19 protein-coding genes are annotated in these 16,970 nt (G+C 36.8%); 10 read left to right on the plus strand and 9 right to left on the minus strand.

The genetic code is table 11. From position 1 onward, the window contains the following. The first annotated feature begins 69 nt into the window (after positions 1 to 69). The 6 genes from EV200_RS10180 to EV200_RS10205 all read left to right on the plus strand — a co-directional run bounded on the left by EV200_RS10180 (position 70) and on the right by EV200_RS10205 (position 6,198). Positions 70 to 1,851, plus strand: a complete 1,782-nt coding sequence (locus EV200_RS10180) for a DUF885 domain-containing protein (RefSeq protein ID WP_132531964.1) — start codon at positions 70 to 72, stop codon at positions 1,849 to 1,851. A gap of 341 nt (positions 1,852 to 2,192) precedes the next feature. After that, a complete protein-coding gene (locus EV200_RS10185) occupies positions 2,193 to 2,744 on the plus strand; it encodes a cupin domain-containing protein (RefSeq protein ID WP_132531967.1) in 552 nt (183 codons plus the stop codon). 68 nt (positions 2,745 to 2,812) lie between these two features. Then, on the plus strand, positions 2,813 to 4,042 hold the full coding sequence (locus EV200_RS10190; protein WP_132531970.1) for a serine hydrolase domain-containing protein: 1,230 nt from the start codon (positions 2,813 to 2,815) through the stop codon (positions 4,040 to 4,042). 5 nt (positions 4,043 to 4,047) lie between these two features. Then, entirely contained in the window at positions 4,048 to 5,031 is a 984-nt protein-coding gene (locus EV200_RS10195) for a hypothetical protein (protein ID WP_132531973.1), read from the plus strand. Positions 5,032 to 5,145: 114 nt separating this feature from the next. Beyond that, positions 5,146 to 5,451, plus strand: a complete 306-nt coding sequence (locus tag EV200_RS10200; RefSeq protein ID WP_132531976.1) for a YbaB/EbfC family nucleoid-associated protein — start codon at positions 5,146 to 5,148, stop codon at positions 5,449 to 5,451. Between the two features lie 69 nt (positions 5,452 to 5,520). Continuing rightward, entirely contained in the window at positions 5,521 to 6,198 is a 678-nt protein-coding gene (locus EV200_RS10205; RefSeq protein WP_132531979.1) for a metal-dependent hydrolase, read from the plus strand. A gap of 104 nt (positions 6,199 to 6,302) precedes the next feature. On the opposite strand, the gene EV200_RS10210 is transcribed toward EV200_RS10205, so the two are convergent. Both EV200_RS10210 and polA read right to left on the minus strand, forming a co-directional pair. Then, complete coding sequence (locus tag EV200_RS10210) at positions 6,303 to 6,638, minus strand: hypothetical protein (protein WP_132531982.1); 336 nt, start codon at positions 6,636 to 6,638, stop codon at positions 6,303 to 6,305. An 89-nt stretch (positions 6,639 to 6,727) separates the two neighbouring features. After that, positions 6,728 to 9,532 (minus strand): DNA polymerase I, encoded by a 2,805-nt coding sequence (gene polA / locus EV200_RS10215; protein WP_132531985.1) that lies wholly within the window; start codon positions 9,530 to 9,532, stop codon positions 6,728 to 6,730. Positions 9,533 to 9,733: 201 nt separating this feature from the next. Between polA and EV200_RS10220 the strand changes: the two genes are divergently transcribed. Beyond that, positions 9,734 to 10,423, plus strand: a complete 690-nt coding sequence (locus EV200_RS10220) for a hypothetical protein (RefSeq protein WP_132531988.1) — start codon at positions 9,734 to 9,736, stop codon at positions 10,421 to 10,423. Between the two features lie 45 nt (positions 10,424 to 10,468). Here the strand turns inward: EV200_RS10220 and EV200_RS10225 are convergent, their stop codons facing one another. Genes EV200_RS10225 through EV200_RS10240 form a run of 4 tightly spaced genes read right to left on the minus strand, consistent with a single transcriptional unit; the run spans position 10,469 to position 12,398 of the window. Beyond that, positions 10,469 to 11,002: a GNAT family N-acetyltransferase gene (locus EV200_RS10225; protein WP_132531991.1), complete on the minus strand. Its 534-nt coding sequence runs from the start codon at positions 11,000 to 11,002 to the stop codon at positions 10,469 to 10,471. Continuing rightward, on the minus strand, positions 11,002 to 11,592 hold the full coding sequence (locus EV200_RS10230) for a DNA-3-methyladenine glycosylase I (protein WP_132531994.1): 591 nt from the start codon (positions 11,590 to 11,592) through the stop codon (positions 11,002 to 11,004). The genes EV200_RS10225 and EV200_RS10230 overlap by 1 nt, the downstream gene beginning before the upstream one ends. 14 nt (positions 11,593 to 11,606) lie before the next feature. Then, entirely contained in the window at positions 11,607 to 12,002 is a 396-nt protein-coding gene (locus EV200_RS10235) for a four helix bundle protein (protein WP_229676822.1), read from the minus strand. 42 nt (positions 12,003 to 12,044) lie between these two features. Next, positions 12,045 to 12,398 carry a carboxymuconolactone decarboxylase family protein gene (locus EV200_RS10240; protein WP_132531997.1) on the minus strand — a complete coding sequence of 118 codons (354 nt, stop codon included), beginning with the start codon at positions 12,396 to 12,398 and terminating at the stop codon, positions 12,045 to 12,047. Between the two features lie 58 nt (positions 12,399 to 12,456). Between EV200_RS10240 and EV200_RS10245 the strand changes: the two genes are divergently transcribed. Next, the gene (locus EV200_RS10245) at positions 12,457 to 12,816 is read left to right on the plus strand and encodes a hypothetical protein (RefSeq protein WP_132532000.1); all 360 of its coding nucleotides are present in this window, start codon (positions 12,457 to 12,459) and stop codon (positions 12,814 to 12,816) included. On the opposite strand, the gene EV200_RS10250 is transcribed toward EV200_RS10245, so the two are convergent. Together EV200_RS10250 and trmB are read right to left on the minus strand one after the other, a co-directional pair. Further along, on the minus strand, positions 12,806 to 13,138 hold the full coding sequence (locus EV200_RS10250; RefSeq protein ID WP_132532003.1) for an MGMT family protein: 333 nt from the start codon (positions 13,136 to 13,138) through the stop codon (positions 12,806 to 12,808). The two genes, EV200_RS10245 and EV200_RS10250, sit on opposite strands and share 11 nt — an antisense overlap. Then, the gene (gene trmB / locus EV200_RS10255) at positions 13,138 to 13,788 is read right to left on the minus strand and encodes a tRNA (guanosine(46)-N7)-methyltransferase TrmB (protein WP_132532251.1); all 651 of its coding nucleotides are present in this window, start codon (positions 13,786 to 13,788) and stop codon (positions 13,138 to 13,140) included. The genes EV200_RS10250 and trmB overlap by 1 nt, the downstream gene beginning before the upstream one ends. A gap of 112 nt (positions 13,789 to 13,900) precedes the next feature. Here trmB and fcl point away from each other — a divergent pair, with 112 nt between their 5' ends. Both fcl and EV200_RS10265 read left to right on the plus strand, forming a co-directional pair. After that, on the plus strand, positions 13,901 to 14,827 hold the full coding sequence (gene fcl, locus EV200_RS10260) for a GDP-L-fucose synthase (RefSeq protein ID WP_132532006.1): 927 nt from the start codon (positions 13,901 to 13,903) through the stop codon (positions 14,825 to 14,827). A gap of 192 nt (positions 14,828 to 15,019) precedes the next feature. After that, positions 15,020 to 15,952 carry a hydrogen peroxide-inducible genes activator gene (locus EV200_RS10265; protein ID WP_132532009.1) on the plus strand — a complete coding sequence of 311 codons (933 nt, stop codon included), beginning with the start codon at positions 15,020 to 15,022 and terminating at the stop codon, positions 15,950 to 15,952. A 508-nt stretch (positions 15,953 to 16,460) separates the two neighbouring features. On the opposite strand, the gene EV200_RS10270 is transcribed toward EV200_RS10265, so the two are convergent. Next, positions 16,461 to 16,922: a hypothetical protein gene (locus EV200_RS10270; protein ID WP_132532013.1), complete on the minus strand. Its 462-nt coding sequence runs from the start codon at positions 16,920 to 16,922 to the stop codon at positions 16,461 to 16,463. Positions 16,923 to 16,970 lie beyond the last annotated feature (48 nt).

Genomic DNA, 16,970 nt, shown 5'->3' on the forward strand with positions numbered 1-16,970 from the left:
GCGTTCAATACCATTTCTATATTTAGGTGATAATTTTGCTATTTTTGAAGAGACCTTAACTCAGATTAAATGAATAAAATAACTCTTTTTGCACTTTGTGCTATTGCGTTACTATCCTGCAAGCAAAAAAGCAAACAGGATAATGCAGTTAATAACCCACAATTTGCGGCAATGTGTGAGCAATATTATCAGGAAGGTTTAAAGCTTAACCCTATTGGCGCAACCTATATTGGAGATGAGCGTTATAATGATCTTTTGCCGAATGATGGTTCTCAGGCTTTCATTAAAGCATATAGGGACTATAATCAGCGTTATCTTGATAGTTTGGGTAAGTACAACCGCGAAGAATTATCTTCAGAAAATGATAAACTTTCCTACGATTATCTAAAAGATCAGTTAAATATCAATTTGGAAGGATTAAAATACCATTCTGAATATCTTCCCTTTAACCAGATGTTTGCTTTGCCACTAACCATTGGTCAGCTGGGATCCGGTACTGGTGCACAGCCCTTCAAAACCGTGAAGAATTATGAAGACTGGCTGAAACGTGTAACTGCATTTTCAATTTGGGCAGATACGGCAATTGCCAATTTTAAGAAGGGCGAAGCAGTAGGTATTGTGTTACCTAAAGCGCTTGTTGTTAAAATGATTCCTCAAATGCAAAGCATGGTGGTTTCTAACCCAGAAAAGAGTCTTTTTTATGGTCCGATAAGTACATTGCCTGAAAGTTTTTCAGCTGCTGATAAACAAAAACTTACCACAGAATATCGCGATGCGATTACTAATATCATTGTTCCAACTTATAAAAAGTTAGGTGATTTTCTTCAGCAGGAATATTTACCTAAAGCGAGAACAACTTCTGGATATTCGGCCATGCCAGGCGGTTTAGCGTGGTATACTTACCTGGTAAAACAACAAACCACTACCAATAAAACGCCTGAAGAAATTTATCAAACGGGATTAAAAGAGGTGGCACTGATTAAGGGGCAAATGGATAGTATCAAAAATCTGGTTGGTTTTAAGGGTGATTTGAAAGCATTTTTCGAATACATGAAAACGGATAAGAAATTTATGCCTTATCAAACGCCAAAAGAAGTTTTAGCAGCATTTGAAAGTATCCATCAAAGGATGAAACCGAACCTGAAAAAGATGTTTGATGTGGAACCAAAAACGCCGTTCGAGATCCGTCAGACGGAAGCTTTCAGGGCAGCCTCGGCAAGTGCAGAATATAATCAGGGATCGGCGGATGGCAAGCGCCCCGGGATATTCTATGTGCCCATTCTGGATGCTAAGACATTTAATACGACTTCAGGAATGGAGTCTTTATTTTTACATGAAGCTATTCCGGGCCACCATTATCAGATTTCTTTAACTCAGGAGAATAAGTTGCTTCCAAACTTCCGTCGTTTTGGTGGTCATAATGCTTATGTTGAGGGTTGGGCACTTTATTGCGAATCTTTAGGGAAAGAACTTGGTTTATACCAGGATCCTTATCAGCACATGGGTGCTTTAGGTGATGAAATGCACCGGGCGATTCGTTTGGTTGTTGATGTTGCCATTCACACAAAAAATATGAGCAGGGAACAAGCTATTAAATATATGACGGATAATGAAGCAATCAGCACTGAAGGTGCTACAGCTGAAATTGAGCGTTATATGGGGATTCCTGCACAAGCCTTGGGTTATAAGACTGGGGCAATGAAAATCCGCGAACTGAGAAGTAAATATGAGAAACAACTAGGGGCGAAGTTTAAGTTAGCGGCCTTCCACACGGCAGTTTTAAAGGATGGTTCTTTCCCGCTTTCGGTATTTGAATCTAAAATGGATGCATGGGCGGAAAGTCAGAGATAATTTTTAGTAGGTTGTATCATAAATCAATTGATGCTTGGAAATGTTGAGCTTGTCGAGTGTTTTTGGAAAAATCCAACATGAATGTTTTTCTGGGAGTATAAATAAGTTTTCCCGCTGATTTCGCTAATCTCGCAGATTGGATCTTGATTATTGGTTCTGCGGAAATCACTTTAATCTGCGGGAGAAAATAGGCGTTTGGTTTAGCTATTAATATTTTCCCGCTGATTTCGCAGATTGGGTCTTGATTATTGGTTCTGCGGAAATTATCTTGATCGTCCAGTTATCTCGACTAAATTTAAACCCTTTCCATCTTGCTTTGTTAGTAAATAAACATCATAATTATGAACAAAGAAAAATTAATACAGGAAGCTTACCTTGTATCACATACAATAGCGGAAAATGGAGACTTTCCCAATAATCCAAAATTACCTTTAATGATTTATAAAGGAGCTTTTCTGATTCATCCTGATGAGACCGAAGAAGCGATTAAAAAAGTCTTCGCCCAGAACGGATATACAAATGCTTGGGTAGATGGAATTTTTGATTACCAACATTATCATAGCAACACTCACGAAGTGATGGGCGTTTACTGCGGTAAAGCAGAAGTTCAGTTTGGTGGGGAACATGGCGTATGCATTGAACTTGATAAAGGTGATGTTGTGATGATCCCGGCAGGTGTAGCACACATGAAATTACATGCTAGTGAAGACTTTACAGTTGTTGGTGCTTATCCAAATGGAGCAGAGTATAACATGAAATACGGTAAGCCTGAAGAGCGCCCCGAAGCAGATGAAGACATTGCTAATGTGAAAAATCCAGATAATGATCCTGTTTATGGTAGTAAAGGTCATTTATTCGAATGCTGGTACAACCAAAAATGCGCAAATGTTTAAAACTCTTTCCGATTAACCGTCTAAAATTCTTTAATTTTCGGGTTTTAAATCCCTACTTTTTAATATAAATGAATTTTAGATATATATGTTCAGCATTAGCCCTCTCGATAACTTTATTAACAGCTTGTAATAGTAAAAAAGCTGAAGAGAAAAAGGCAGCTGATGCAAAAATCCGCGTGAAAGAAGATGATAAAGCGGACAGTATTTTAATTGCATACGATCCTGCAAAAGGTGATAAGTGGATCGCTGATTTTGTACAGAACCTGCATAAAAAATATGGATTTAATGGAAATATGCTGGTTGCGAAGGATGGTAAAATATTATACGAAAAAGCAATTGGCTGGGCAGATTATTTACATCGCGATAGCTTAAAGATAAATTCTGAGTTTGAACTGGCTTCGATTACCAAAACTTTTACCGGAACGGCAATTATGCAATTGGTAGAAGCAGGTAAATTATCATTGAATGATAATGTAAAGAAATTTTTTCCAAACTTTCCTTACGATGGCATTACGGTAAAACTGCTGCTGAGCCACCGGAGCGGAATGATGAATTATGTTTATTTCATTGATGATATCTGGAGGAAAGAAAAACGCCCTATGAAAAAAGGCGTTACCAATCAGCAAGTAATGGATGTAATTGCCGAACGCAAACCAAATCCTTATACTAAACCAGATAATCGCTTCCATTATAATAACTCCAATTTTATGGTCTTAGGAGCGATTATTGAAAAGGTTACAGGCCAGCGCTATTCACAATATATGATGGAACATATTTTTAAACCTGCAGGGCTGAAGCATACGCACGTGTACAGCACTACAGAATATGAAAAAATTCCCGTTGATGTTGTTGGGCATGATCGTACCTGGAAGTATTCTGTTGCACAGAATTTTTTAGATGGGCCAGTTGGAGATAAAGGAATTTACAGTACGTTACATGATTTGGTTCTATTTGATAAGTATTTGAAAAATGGACGACTAATTACTAAAAAAAGTAGTGATTCATCATACGTTGGGCGTAACAAGCCTGTAAATGGTCACTTTAATTATGGCTATGGCTGGAGAATGTTTGATGGTGAAAAGATGGATAAAGTAGTATATCATACGGGATGGTGGCATGGTTTCAGGCACATCTATGTGCGTGATCTGGATAAAAACATCATCGTAATATTTTTAGGAAATTTAACTAACGGAAGTTTAATGCACCTGGATGATTTGTACAAACACTTGAATATGCCAATCATCCGTAAAGGTGCTTATCATGGAAACGGGAGCTTACCAGGCTCTGATGAAGATTAATTTTTATGGCAAAGACAAAATGGATTATTGAGACAAATACGCTCACCATTTATCCGAAACGCAATTTACGGATAGTTGGATTGGTTTTTTTTATTCTATTTCTAGGGTTTATCTATTTTCTTTCCAGTCAGATGGGCAGTTATTCCCTGGTTACTAAGTTAAGTTACTCTGGTATCCTGTTGATGATTCCATTGCTTATCGTATTGATGGCCGAATCGAAATTAATCTTTAACGGTACAGACAGAAAATTGTACAAGAAAATTGGTTTCTTGCCCGTTGGATCAATCCCGTTTGATAATATTGCTGCCGTTACCCCTTATGAGGTATTTGGAGGTGGTTATAGTTATAGCTTATTTAAAAAGAGTAACCGGCATGGAAAAGGATTAGCGGTATCAAGTGGGTATAGTAAAGTAACAGATCCTAATCTTATTCAGTTTCAGAATGAAGTGCTGCCTAAAATTGATGAACTTGTTTTTGCCAATGCACCGGTGATTCCGAAGCAAACCATTTATGATTTTGAATTTTTTAAAGAAGAAGGAGGCGTTTACCAATTAAAACAACAGAAAATTGGTGGCGTTATTGTTGGTTTAATCATGATAGGCATTACTGTTGCCATTTTACTTAATCCAAGTTTTATGGCTGATGAAAATGCCTTTAAAAGGATCTTGGTGACCTACTTTCCCCTTATAATTGGCCTGGCATTTTTCTACATGATTTTTTCAAGTGTTAAATTTGATAAAAACCAACAAAAGTTAATCCACTCTACTTTTGGTGGCCGAAGGGTTAAGGAATATGCTTTTGAAGATATTATTCGCTTTCAGATTGTAAGAAAAACAACTAACCTTATTTATTCAGGTACAGAAGTTAATGCTGAAATTTATTTACCAAGTAAAGATAAAATGCATGTAATGTCTTTAAAGAGTTTTATAGGTACTAAAAAGATTGATCGCTTTCTTGATGAACTCAATACTATCCTTGGAAGAATTTAATGAGTTAGAGAGATTATCTTAACTATATACTCATCAGTAGCAAAATTATTGCTGCTATGCTTTTCTTTTAAAAACCAATTCAACTTAGTTTCGTTTAATATAAAAACAACAAATATGTTCGATAAATTATTTGCAGCACAACAAAAAGCTGAAGAAATTAAAAAACGTTTAGATACCATTTCTGTATTTGGTGAAGTTGAAAACGGTGCCATTAAGATTACAGCAACAGCTAATAAAGCCATCACTGGTGTTGCTATTGATGAAGAATTTTTAAAAAATGCAGATAAAGAGGAGTTAGAGGAATTACTTTTAACTGCAATCAATAAAGCACTTGCCAATGCAGAAGAAGTAAGTGCTACAGAAATGCAGGCATCAGCACAAGATATGCTTGGCGGTTTAGGTGGCATGTTTGGACAATAAATAAGTTCAAAGCCTTGGTGTACTAAATTGTGTTCATTTGAGGTTTATAATAATTAAATCCCCTATAATATGAAATATACTTATTATGGTCAGTCATGCTTTTTGATCGAAGCTGATGGCAAAAAATTTCTATTTGATCCATTTATAAAATCTAATCAACTGGCAAAGGATGTTGATATATCTAAAATTGAAGCAGATTATATTTTGGTAAGTCACGGGCATGGTGACCATGTAGCTGATTTAGTAGAATTGGCTAAGCAAACTGATGCACAGGTTATCGCGGTGGTCGAGGTAGCTAAATGGATAAAAGCTCAGGGTGTTGATAAAGTTATTGACATTAATTTTGGAACGCAAACCTTGCCTTTTGGTAAATTGCGTACGGTGTGGGCAGTTCACAGTAGTTCAAATCCTGATGGAAGTTATGGTGGAAATCCGGCTGGTTTTGTATTGGAGCTGGAAGGTAAGCAAATCTATTTTGCTGGTGATACAGCTTTAACTTTAGAAATGAAATTATTGGCTGAATTGTATCATCTTGATTATGCCATCTTACCAATCGGCGGTCATTACACTATGGATGTAGATGATGCTGTTATTGCTGCCAAGTATGTTGATTGTGATCAGGTAATTGGCGTACATTACAATACTTTTCCTCCAATTAGTATCAATCAGGAAGATGCAGTAGCTAAATTTAAACGTGAAGGCAAAACGTTACTACTTCCGGAAATTGGTGAAACAATCACCTTATAAATTTATTCCGAATAGTTTGTTCTGATTGGTGATAATACCAACCAGCGGTAAAATAAAAAAGGGTTCTAACTTTCGTCGGAACCCTTTTCAATTATAAACTAAACCTAATTTTTTTTAGCAGCAGTTTTATTTGCTTTATAGCGCATATCTGGTGTACCGTCTTTTTTGGTTTCAACCTTAGTTACTGCTTTAGTTTTATTTTCTTTAAAACGTTTATCTGGAGTACCATCAGCTTTAACTTTAGAAGTTGCCGTAGTTGTTTTTGTTTCTACCTTTTTAGCTTCTTTTTTTGCGTCTGCTTTTGCAGGAGCAGTTGTAGTTTTTACTTCTTTTTTAACAACAGTTTTAGCTTTTGCTGGAGTTGTTGTTGCAGGAGTTTGAGCAAATGCTGTAGATAAACCAAATGCTGCGATTGCGATTAAACTTAATAACTTTTTCATGTCTTTAAAATTTTTTGTTTTACTCGTTAATTTGTTGATGTAAAATTCATCAATCGTAATGAAGTTTTAATGAAGATAAGTATTTATTTTTAATGTGCAGCCAGCCAGTTATCTCCTTCGCCAATCTCTACTACAATTGGAACGGTTAATTTAATGGCATTGGCCATTTTATCCTGGATAATGGATTTCATCACTTCTTTTTCCGATTTTACCACATCGAAAACAAGCTCATCATGTACCTGCATGGTCATGGTTGACTGCAGATTTTGCGCCTTCATTTCTTTATGAATATTAATCATTGCAATTTTAATCATATCCGCTGCCGAACCTTGAATAGGCGCATTAATAGCATTTCGTTCAGCAAAACCACGTACCGTTTGATTGGCAGAGTTAATGTCTCTTAAATAGCGTCTCCTGCCCATAATTGTCTCTACGAAACCATTTTCCCTGGCAAAGTTCATCGTATCACTCATATAACGTTTAATCCCTGGATACTGAGCAAAATACTGTTCGATAATGTCGGCAGCTTCTTTGCGGGGTATACCCAGGTTTTGCGATAAACCAAAAGCTGATTGACCATAAATAATCCCGAAGTTAACTGCCTTTGCGTTTCTTCTTTGCGTACTATCTACATCTTCAATGCTTACGCCATATACTTTCGCTGCGGTGGCGGTATGAATATCAATACCATTGTTAAAGGCATCCAGCATATTTTCTTCTTTACTGATTTCGGCAATTATCCTCAATTCAATTTGTGAATAATCAGCGGATAGCAAGATATGGTTTTCATCTCTGGCGATAAATGCCTTACGCACTTCCCTTCCTCTTTCCGTGCGTATCGGGATGTTCTGAAGGTTAGGGTTGTTGGAACTTAATCGGCCTGTTGCAGCAACAGCTTGGTTATATGAGGTATGAACGCGACCAGTTTTTGGATTAACCATTAAAGGTAGCGCATCAACATACGTAGATTTTAGTTTTTGCAGCTGCCTGAAATCTAAAATATCTTTCACAATATCACTTTTACTTGCGAGTGCCATAAGCACATCCTCGCCAGTTTGATACTGTCCGGTTTTTGTTTTCTTGGCTTTAGGGTCAAGCTGAAGTTTATCAAATAAAACTTCGCCCAATTGCTTAGGAGAAGCTAAATTGAAGGTTAAGCCAGCCTTTTCATAAACGCTTTGTTCTGCTTTACGGATTTCGATTTCCAATTCAGCGGAATAAGCTTTAAGTGTATCCATATCAATGCGAACACCTTCCTTTTCTATGTCTGCAAGAACATATACCAAAGGGTTTTCTATTTCTTCTGCAAGTTTAGCCGCATTAAGCTCTACCAATTTTGGTTCAAAGATATGGGCCAGTTGTAAGGTTACATCAGCATCTTCAGCAGCATAATCTACTACGTCTTCCACCGGAACATCACGCATGGTGCCTTGATTTTTTCCTTTTGGCCCAATAAGTTTGGTGATTGAGATTGGTGAATAACCCAGGTAATTTTCAGACAAAATATCCATCCCATGTCGTGTATCCGGATCAATCAGATAGTGCGCCAGCATGGTGTCGAAAATTTTCCCCTGAACTTCTACACCGTACCATTTCAGAACCAAAATATCATATTTCGTATTCTGTCCGATTTTCTCGATTTCCGGATTTTCTAAAACTACCCTAAACTCATCAACAATAGCCTGCGCTTCGTCTCTAACTGCCGAAAGTGGAATATAATATCCGGTTCCAGGTTTAACAGAAAATGATAACCCTACGAGATCAGCTATGTTGGCATCCGTTCCAGTTGTTTCGGTATCAAAAGAGATTTTAGGTTCTGCTAATAAAAGTTTGATTAAATCTGCTCGTTTTTCAGCCGTATCAACCAGCTGATAATCATGGTCAGTGTTTTCTATTGTTTTAGCTGGCAGCTTTTCTGCTGGTTCTTCTTCTAATGTATTGGTATACTGGATAGATTCTCCTGATTGATTACCAAATAAATCTGTCTGTGTACCTTCTCCAAACCTGGCTGTGGTAACAGAGAATTCATCACCAAAAACACGGCGACCTAAAGTTCTAAATTCAAGTTCTGTAAAAAGTGGTTCGAGTAAATCACGGCTAGGGTCACAGATCTCTAAACTTTCCTCATCTAATTCAACCGGAACATCCAGGATAATGGTAGCCAACTTTTTCGAAATTAACCCCTGTTCGGCAAAGTTTTCTACGTTTTCACGTTGCTTACCTTTAAGCTCATGTGAGTGGGCAATGATATTTTCTACAGATCCATAGGTCTTAATTAAAGCCTTCGCGGTTTTTTCCCCAATTCCTGGGATTCCTGGAATGTTATCCACTGCATCTCCCCATAAACCAAGAATGTCAATCACCTGAAGTACATTCTCAATTTCCCACTTCGCTAATACCTCTTTAACACCTAAAATTTCCATGTCGTTACCCATACGGGCAGGCTTGTAAATAAATATATTTTCAGATACCAGTTGAGCAAAATCTTTATCAGGCGTCATACAGAAAACCTGGTAGCCCTTTTGCTCAGCTTTTTTAGCCAGGGTACCAATAATATCATCAGCTTCATAACCATCCGAGGTAATTACAGGAATGTTAAAGCCGGTAATGAGTTTAATGACATAGGGCATTGCGGCAGCTAAATCTTCTGGCATTGCCTGGCGCTGTGCTTTATAGGCTTCAAAAGATATGTGTCTTTCTGTTGGTGCTTCCGTATCAAAAACCACCGCCATATGGGTTGGCTTTTCTTTCTTTAAAACATCGAGCAGCGTATTGGTAAATCCCATAACAGCAGATGTATTAATTCCGGAGGAAGTGAAACGGGGATTTTTACTTAATGCAAAATGCGCCCGATACATCAGTGCCATTCCATCTAAAAGAAAGAGTTTTTTCATAAAATATTGATTACACAGATAAAAAGGATTACTCCAGTTTATTGTTTGCTTATTCGAGTAAAAGTAACCAAAGTTAACCAAAACGTTAAAATGCTTTTTCAACAAAATCTGCTAAGTGGAATGAATAAAAAAATGCAACTTTATGGTTTAAATGATAAGATTTAGCTTTGAGTTCACGTTATTTGTACAAAGGCTATTCACATGATGAAGTTTCTATTCGCTGTATCTCTTTTTTTATTTTCAATAATCCATCTTTCAGCTCAGGATTTTATTGTTAAAAATAATGACGACGTGATTCGTGGTACTATAAAAGGAACAGATTATTTCTCTGTTTTAATCAGTTCCAATGATGAAAGTGATGTTGTTTTGCCGGCGAAGGACGTTAAGAATTTTTTCTGGAATGGCAATGCTTTCCTAAGTAAAGGCTTTGCTAATGGTAAAAATTTTGAATATCGGTTTGTTAAAGTAATCGAGTTAGGTGCAGTAAATTTATATTCGTTTGGCGGAGGTGATTTGGTACCTGCAGCAAAAGATAGAAAAGTACGGTTTCGTCCTTCGGTGGGTATTGGTGCAGGAACCGGGGGCTTCGGCGGTATGGGTATGGGTGGAGGAATTAGCATAGGAGGGGGCGGTAGTGCCAGGCGAGAAAAACCAGCTGGTGCACCTGCAGTGCGATACTTTATTGAAAAGGCGGGTTCGGGCCCATTACAGGAAGTTCTGATGAAGGCCGTAACCGATGAAGATAAAAAACCTGCTGTTAAAGCTGTTTTACTTCAAAAGCTGGGTGATCAACCTGCGCTAAAATCAAAGATAGAAATGGCTACAAATTTGAATAGCAAGGATGTAGTGGAATGGGTTAAAGAATATAATACTACTGGCTCGGGTTTATAATATTTGAATTTCCGGAAGCGATAAGAACATTCGGATTAGATAAAATCAATAAGCATTTAGCTTCGCATAAATTTCTAAACTAATAAATTGATTATCTTTTATTTCGCTGTCTTTCATCAATCCTTCATAGCTGAAAGACAGCTGAGTTAATAATTTTTTGCTGTTTTGATTTTCAGATTCTACAAAAGCTTCGATTCTATGAACAGACATGGTGTTAAAAGCATAATTGCAAGCAGCTTCTCCAGCTTCTTTCATGATGCCTTTATTCCAATATTGAGGAAGTAACCAATAGCCCATTTCAATCCTTCGATGCGTTTTATTCCAGTTGTTAAATCCTACTGCACCAAAAAACGTGGGCTTCTGCCGGTCGCAAATTGCCCACCATATCCCTTCTTCTTTAACTTCTATCAGCTTAAACCAGTCGATTTGCTCTTGAGTAGCAATTAAGCTATCATAATTCACACCATAATATTTGATTACCCTTGGATCAGATAGCCCATAATAAACAGATTCAAGATCATCTTGCTGAAATTGTCTTAAAGTTAGTCTTGGCGTGGAAAGGGTAGGGAAGATTTTCATTACCTTGCGCAGCAATTCATTAAATGATCATTTACCATTCCGGTCGCCTGCATAAATGCATAACAAATGGTAGTACCGAAAAACTTAAAGCCACGTTTTTTCATGTCTTTGCTAATCCGATCAGAGATTTCCGTGCTAGCGGGCACATCGCTCATTTTCAAGATATTGTTTTCAATAGGTTTTTGATTCGGAATATAGTCCCAGATATAACTAGAGAAACTTCCGAATTCTTTTTGAATTTCGATAAACAGTCTGGCATTTATAATTGCTGCATTTACCTTCAGTTTATTTCTGATAATACCTGCATCATTTAGAAGGCGTTCAACATCCTGCTCATTAAAGGCTGCCACTTTTTGTACGTCAAAATGTGCAAAGGCCCTTCGGTAATTTTCTCTTCTACGAAGAATGGTAATCCAGCTTAACCCTGCTTGTGCCCCTTCTAGAATCAGAAATTCGAATAAAGTTCGGTCATCATAAACAGGCTTACCCCATTCTTCATCATGATATTTAATGTATAGCGGATCGGTGCCTGCCCAGGTGCAACGAATCGGTGAATTTGGAGTTATTGGTTTGGAGTTTGGAGTCTGCATGGTGTATAACCTACTTAAGGAGTTTTTTTAATTAAAAATTTCTCAGCATTGTTCATCATGTAAACTAATAATTTGCTAATTTCTTCCGCTTGGTTGTTTAGCTTCTGAAATTCTTCTAAAGATATGTATTTACATGCGTATGCAAACTCCAGCCAGGTTTGGGTTTCTCCATTTTCCATATCAGCATCAGAAAGTTTGCTCACAAAATGGTTTATATATTTTCGTTTTCTGTAAGCTTCAGCTAAATTGGCACATACACTTCGGGATGACCTCCTAATCTGATCGGTCAAACTGTATTTTTCATCTGAAGGAAAAATTTTGGTAAGTTGGAAAATCTGCATGGCCAGGTCAAATCCTTTTTGATAAGCTAATAAATCCTTTAATGTTCCCATAAATAAATATACATACATTATCGAAATTTGAAAGGCCACCCAAAACTCCAAACTAAAGACTTATGACTCCAAACTACCTTGCAATTCATCCCAATACTCCACAGCTCTTCTATAATGCGGAATAACGATGCTTCCACCAACGAGGTTGGCGATCATGAAAATTTCATTCATTTCTTCGCTGTTTACACCAGCATCATGGCATTTTCCTAAATGATATTTAATGCAATCATCGCAACGCAAAACCATTGAAGCAACTAAGCCGAGCATTTCTTTTGTTTTGACATTTAAAGCGCCATCTGCATATGAAGTCGTATCCAAAGCAAAAAAACGCTTGATGTTTGTATTGGCAGTTTCCATGATTCTATCGTTCATTTTTTCGCGATAGCCATTAAATTCTTCTATTAACTTTCCCATATGGTAAAATTTAAATCTTTTTTAAAAGACGATTGTTTTATTTATTAAATAACTGAATATGAAAATTATATCCCCTAAGTTTCATGCCGTTTTAGATTATATGTTGGTAATGTTGCTCCTGATTTCTCCAGATCTTTTTGGTCTTTCTGAAACTGCTTCAACATTATCTTATGCACTCGGAATTGTTCAATTTCTTTTAACCATCTGCACCAATTTTAGCGGCGGTATTTTCAAAATCATCAGTCTGAAACTTCACGGTTTAATTGAACTTGTCGTAAGTATTATTTTAATTATTTTGGCCTTTACTGTTTTTAAAGGTAACGTAGTTGATGAAATGTTTTATGCCTGTTTGGGGCTTATGATTTTAATTATTTTCACCATAACTGATTACAAGCGGAGCTTACCTGTTATTCTGTAATCTCTTCCATCGGATTCCAAAAAATCTGTCTGAAATTTAAGACTTTATCATCCTTAACTTTTACTCCTTCTTTGGCAAGTAATTCTTCCATTAATTCTGGCGGACTAAAATGAAATTTCCCGGTGAGTAAGCCACTGCTGTTTACCACACGGTGCGCCGGAACAACTGGATGTGCAGTACCTGCATAACTCATCGCATGGCCGACCATTCTTGATGATTTTGCTGCACCCAAACTTTTTGCAATGGCCCCATAAGAAGTAACCCTACCTTTCGGAATCAGTCGCACAATTTCATAAACCTGCTCGTAAAAGTTAGTGTTCATCACTCAAATGAAAATTGGATGTAATTGATGTTTTTATCGTGAAGCAGGTATTTTTTCTCGTAATACGTTTTAATTGATAAAACGTCATCAACGAGTTCAGAAGTATATAAATGATCTGTATTTTTATGTACGATTAAGTTTAATTCTGTTGTTTTTTCGACGGTATAAGCATAAAGCTGGTCATTGTCAGTTTTTAGGTTCACACACCCACCAGGCTTCAAAACAAGTTTATATCGATTCAAAAATGCAGGGAAGGTAAGTCGTTTCTTTTCCCGGCTATCCTGTGGCTGAGGATCAGGAAAGGTAATCCAGATTTCATCGATTTCGCCTTCAGCAAAGTAATCCAAAATATTCTCAATCTGGATTCTTAAAAAAGCAACATTATTGATGTCTTCTTCAATAGCCGTTTTGGCACCCCGCCAGATACGGTTTCCTTTGTAATCGATGCCAATAAAGTTTTTATCAGGAAATAATCTGGCCAGATTTACAGAATATTCACCCTTTCCGCAAGCCAGTTCCAATACAATAGGATTACTGTTTTTAAAGTGATTATTTGCCCAGTTCCCTTTTAATGCTTGCCCTTCTTCTAATTGATATACGTTTGCAAATGTTTCGATCTCTGCAAATCGCCTTAATTTATCTTTGCCCAAATTTATTTTTTTCTGCAAAAATACAATTAAATCAATATCGTAGATGTTTTGACATAAAGATTAATGCCATTCTTATTGAGGAATTGTATTTTTACAACCTATAAAAATTACTGTGGAAAAAAACGCTAAGATATATGTGGCTGGGCATCGTGGAATGGTTGGATCAGCTATTCACCGGAAACTGCTTAAAGAAGGTTATACAAACATCATCACCAGAACTTCTGCTGAACTGGATCTCCGGAACCAGGAAGCGGTAACCGATTTTTTTGCTGCAGAAAAACCTGATTACGTTTTTCTGGCTGCGGCCAAGGTTGGTGGCATTGTGGCCAATAATACTTATCGGGCTGATTTTCTTTATGAAAACCTAGCGATTCAAAATAACGTGATTCATAATGCCTACCTCAATGAGGTTAAAAAACTAATGTTTTTAGGCTCGAGTTGTATTTATCCGAAACTGGCACCTCAACCTTTGAAAGAAGATTATTTATTAACCGGAACTTTAGAGGAAACCAATGAGCCTTATGCCATTGCGAAGATTGCTGGCATTAAAATGTGCGATGCTTACCGTGATCAGTATAACTGCAATTTTATTTCTGTAATGCCCACTAACCTTTATGGTTACAATGATAATTATCACCCACAGAATTCACATGTTTTACCTGCATTAATCCGTAAAATTCACGAGGCTAAAACTAATAATGTAAAAGAGATTGTAGTATGGGGATCAGGGTCGCCGATGCGTGAATTTTTATTTGCTGATGATCTGGCTGATGCTTGTTTTTTTCTGATGCAAACGTACAATGAGCCTCATTTGATCAATATTGGTACGGGCCATGATTTAACCATTAAAGATTTAGCGCTTTTAATTAAAAATGTTTTAGGTTATGATGGTGAGCTTGTATTTGATACCACAAAGCCTGATGGAACGCCAAGGAAATTGATGGACGTAAGTAAACTTCACAGCTTAGGATGGAAACATCAGGTTGAATTGCAGGAAGGAATCGCATTGGCCTATCAGGATTTTGAAAGCAGGTACTAAGAAATTAGAGAATAATTGAATGAATGAATTTTGAATGAGAGAATGTTAAAGGTATTGAGTATAGCTATATGTCATACACCAATCGGTTAAATATTTCTTCATTCTATCATTTGCTCATTCCATCACTCAATCATTCATTTCTTGTTATAGTTAAAATTTATATCTTTGGATAAATAAATCAATTTCTATTATATGACTTTAGTTCAGCTTGAATATATTGTTGCTGTTGATACTTACAGAAGTTTTGTAACTGCTGCTGAAAAGTGTTTTGTTACACAACCCACCTTAAGTATGCAGGTTCAAAAGCTGGAGGAAATGCTGAGTGTTAAAATATTTGATCGCAGTAAGCAGCCTGTTTTTCCAACGGAAATCGGAGCTCAGGTAATTGCACAAGCCAGGGTGATTTTGCAGGAAAGCGGTAAAGTAAAAGAACTGATCAGCAGTCAGCAGCAAGATGTTATAGGAGAACTTAAAATTGGCGTTATCCCTACTGTTGCCCCTTATTTATTACCTGAAGTCATTTCAGCCATGCTGGAGAAATACCCTGATCTTAAATTATTGATTTGGGAATATACTACCGAGGATATCATTCATCACCTTAAAACTGGTGTGTTAGATTGTGGTATTTTGGCCACGCCATTAACTGATACGAATATTTCAGAGACACCTCTTTACTATGAGAACTTTGTAAGTTATGTCAGCAAAAATAGTAAGTTGTATAAAAAGAAAGCTGTTGATGCTGATGACCTGAACGAGGAAAATATATGGCTGCTGAACGAAGGGCATTGCATGCGCAATCAGGTTTTAAATATTTGTCGATCTACTAAAAATAACAGACTTCAGGGTTTAGAGTATAACACAGGAAGTGTAGAAACGCTGATTAGAATGGTTGACTTAAATGGTGGTGCAACTTTACTGCCGGAGTTGGCCATTGCTGAATTAAGTGTTAAACAAACTGCAAAAATACGTCATTTCAAATCGCCTGAACCAGTGAGAGAAATCAGTCTGGTTACGCATAGAAATTTTATCAAAAAGCGAATGCTGAATGCTTTAAAGGAAGAAATTTTAGAAATTATTCCTAAAACAATGAAGCAGAAGAAAAAGAAGGATATCGTTGGGATTTAATGATTCACTCTTATTAAGAACATTTAGGTGTTATTGATAGTGTATGAAGAATCTATATAGCGGTGATTGCGAATAGGAAAGATTGCTTCGTCGTTCCTCCTCGCAATGACGATTTTTCTAGAAGAATCGTCTTCCTGAACTTGATTCAGGATCTTATCTAAATAGATGCTGAACTAAATTTACTGCGTAGCTTTCCGCTGCGCTACAGGTCAGCATGGCGATTCGTTTAGTGCATCCCACAAAAAACCATCTTTGCGAAGCCAATTTTCTTTGATAAATTAATCTATATAGTAGGCTTGCTAATAGGAAAGATTGCTTCGTCGTTCCTCCTCGCAATGACGATTTTGCTAGAAAAATCGTTTTCCTGAACTTGATTCAGGATCTCAGCATGACGATTCGTTTAATGCATCCCCACCAAAAACCATCTTTGCGAAGCCAATTTTTCATTGGATGAAGCAATCTATCTAGAACGGCTTCAATCTCGAAAGGACAATCTTTCTTATTAGAATTATTGCTTTTGCTGTTCAAGTGGAGGTGCAGAAAGCAAGCCTTTGATATCACCTTCTACTTCTTCCTCTTCACCCTTTTTCTTTTTCTTGTTTTTTCCTTTGGCTGATTTACCGCTCAAACGTTCTTCAATAACTTTATCATATTCGCTTTGCTGTTCGCCTTTTAATACATTACGAATGTTTTTAGAGGTTTCGTTCTGTAATTTATAGAATTTATCTACATCTTCTTCACGAGAATTTCCAGCTTGTTGTCTCTTAATTAAATCAGCCTGTTCTTTAGCCTGGTTAAAAGTAAAACGGTAAATAACGCTTTTCTGCGTATCATTTAGTTTTAATCTTTTATCTAAATCATCTACATTTTTTTTAGCAATCTCATCTGGTGTAGGAACCTTGTTTTGTTGTGCATTTGCCAACCCGCTGATTCCAACTAATATAAAGAGTAAAAATATAACCTGCTTCATTTTGAATGTTTTAATAGCTGTAAAGTTAGGCAATTATCTTAAAACAAG

Origin of the sequence: Pedobacter psychrotolerans, assembly GCF_004340665.1 — a bacterium.
GTDB lineage: Bacteria > Bacteroidota > Bacteroidia > Sphingobacteriales > Sphingobacteriaceae > Pedobacter > Pedobacter psychrotolerans.

Bases quoted from the DNA above. Each gene is read 5' to 3' on its own strand.
- EV200_RS10230 (WP_132531994.1), bottom strand. From the start codon at position 11,592: ATGCAGACTCCAAACTCCAAACCAATAACTCCAAATTCACCGATTCGT.
- EV200_RS10185 (WP_132531967.1), top strand. From the start codon at position 2,193: ATGAACAAAGAAAAATTAATACAGGAAGCTTACCTTGTATCACATACA.
- EV200_RS10245 (WP_132532000.1), top strand. From the start codon at position 12,457: ATGAAAATTATATCCCCTAAGTTTCATGCCGTTTTAGATTATATGTTG.
- EV200_RS10190 (WP_132531970.1), top strand. From the start codon at position 2,813: ATGAATTTTAGATATATATGTTCAGCATTAGCCCTCTCGATAACTTTA.
- EV200_RS10270 (WP_132532013.1), bottom strand. From the start codon at position 16,922: ATGAAGCAGGTTATATTTTTACTCTTTATATTAGTTGGAATCAGCGGG.
- polA (WP_132531985.1), bottom strand. From the start codon at position 9,532: ATGAAAAAACTCTTTCTTTTAGATGGAATGGCACTGATGTATCGGGCG.
- EV200_RS10210 (WP_132531982.1), bottom strand. From the start codon at position 6,638: ATGAAAAAGTTATTAAGTTTAATCGCAATCGCAGCATTTGGTTTATCT.
- EV200_RS10250 (WP_132532003.1), bottom strand. From the start codon at position 13,138: ATGAACACTAACTTTTACGAGCAGGTTTATGAAATTGTGCGACTGATT.
- EV200_RS10220 (WP_132531988.1), top strand. From the start codon at position 9,734: ATGATGAAGTTTCTATTCGCTGTATCTCTTTTTTTATTTTCAATAATC.
- EV200_RS10225 (WP_132531991.1), bottom strand. From the start codon at position 11,002: ATGAAAATCTTCCCTACCCTTTCCACGCCAAGACTAACTTTAAGACAA.
- EV200_RS10195 (WP_132531973.1), top strand. From the start codon at position 4,048: ATGGCAAAGACAAAATGGATTATTGAGACAAATACGCTCACCATTTAT.
- EV200_RS10265 (WP_132532009.1), top strand. From the start codon at position 15,020: ATGACTTTAGTTCAGCTTGAATATATTGTTGCTGTTGATACTTACAGA.
- EV200_RS10205 (WP_132531979.1), top strand. From the start codon at position 5,521: ATGAAATATACTTATTATGGTCAGTCATGCTTTTTGATCGAAGCTGAT.
- EV200_RS10240 (WP_132531997.1), bottom strand. From the start codon at position 12,398: ATGGGAAAGTTAATAGAAGAATTTAATGGCTATCGCGAAAAAATGAAC.
- EV200_RS10200 (WP_132531976.1), top strand. From the start codon at position 5,146: ATGTTCGATAAATTATTTGCAGCACAACAAAAAGCTGAAGAAATTAAA.
- EV200_RS10235 (WP_229676822.1), bottom strand. From the start codon at position 12,002: ATGTATGTATATTTATTTATGGGAACATTAAAGGATTTATTAGCTTAT.
- EV200_RS10180 (WP_132531964.1), top strand. From the start codon at position 70: ATGAATAAAATAACTCTTTTTGCACTTTGTGCTATTGCGTTACTATCC.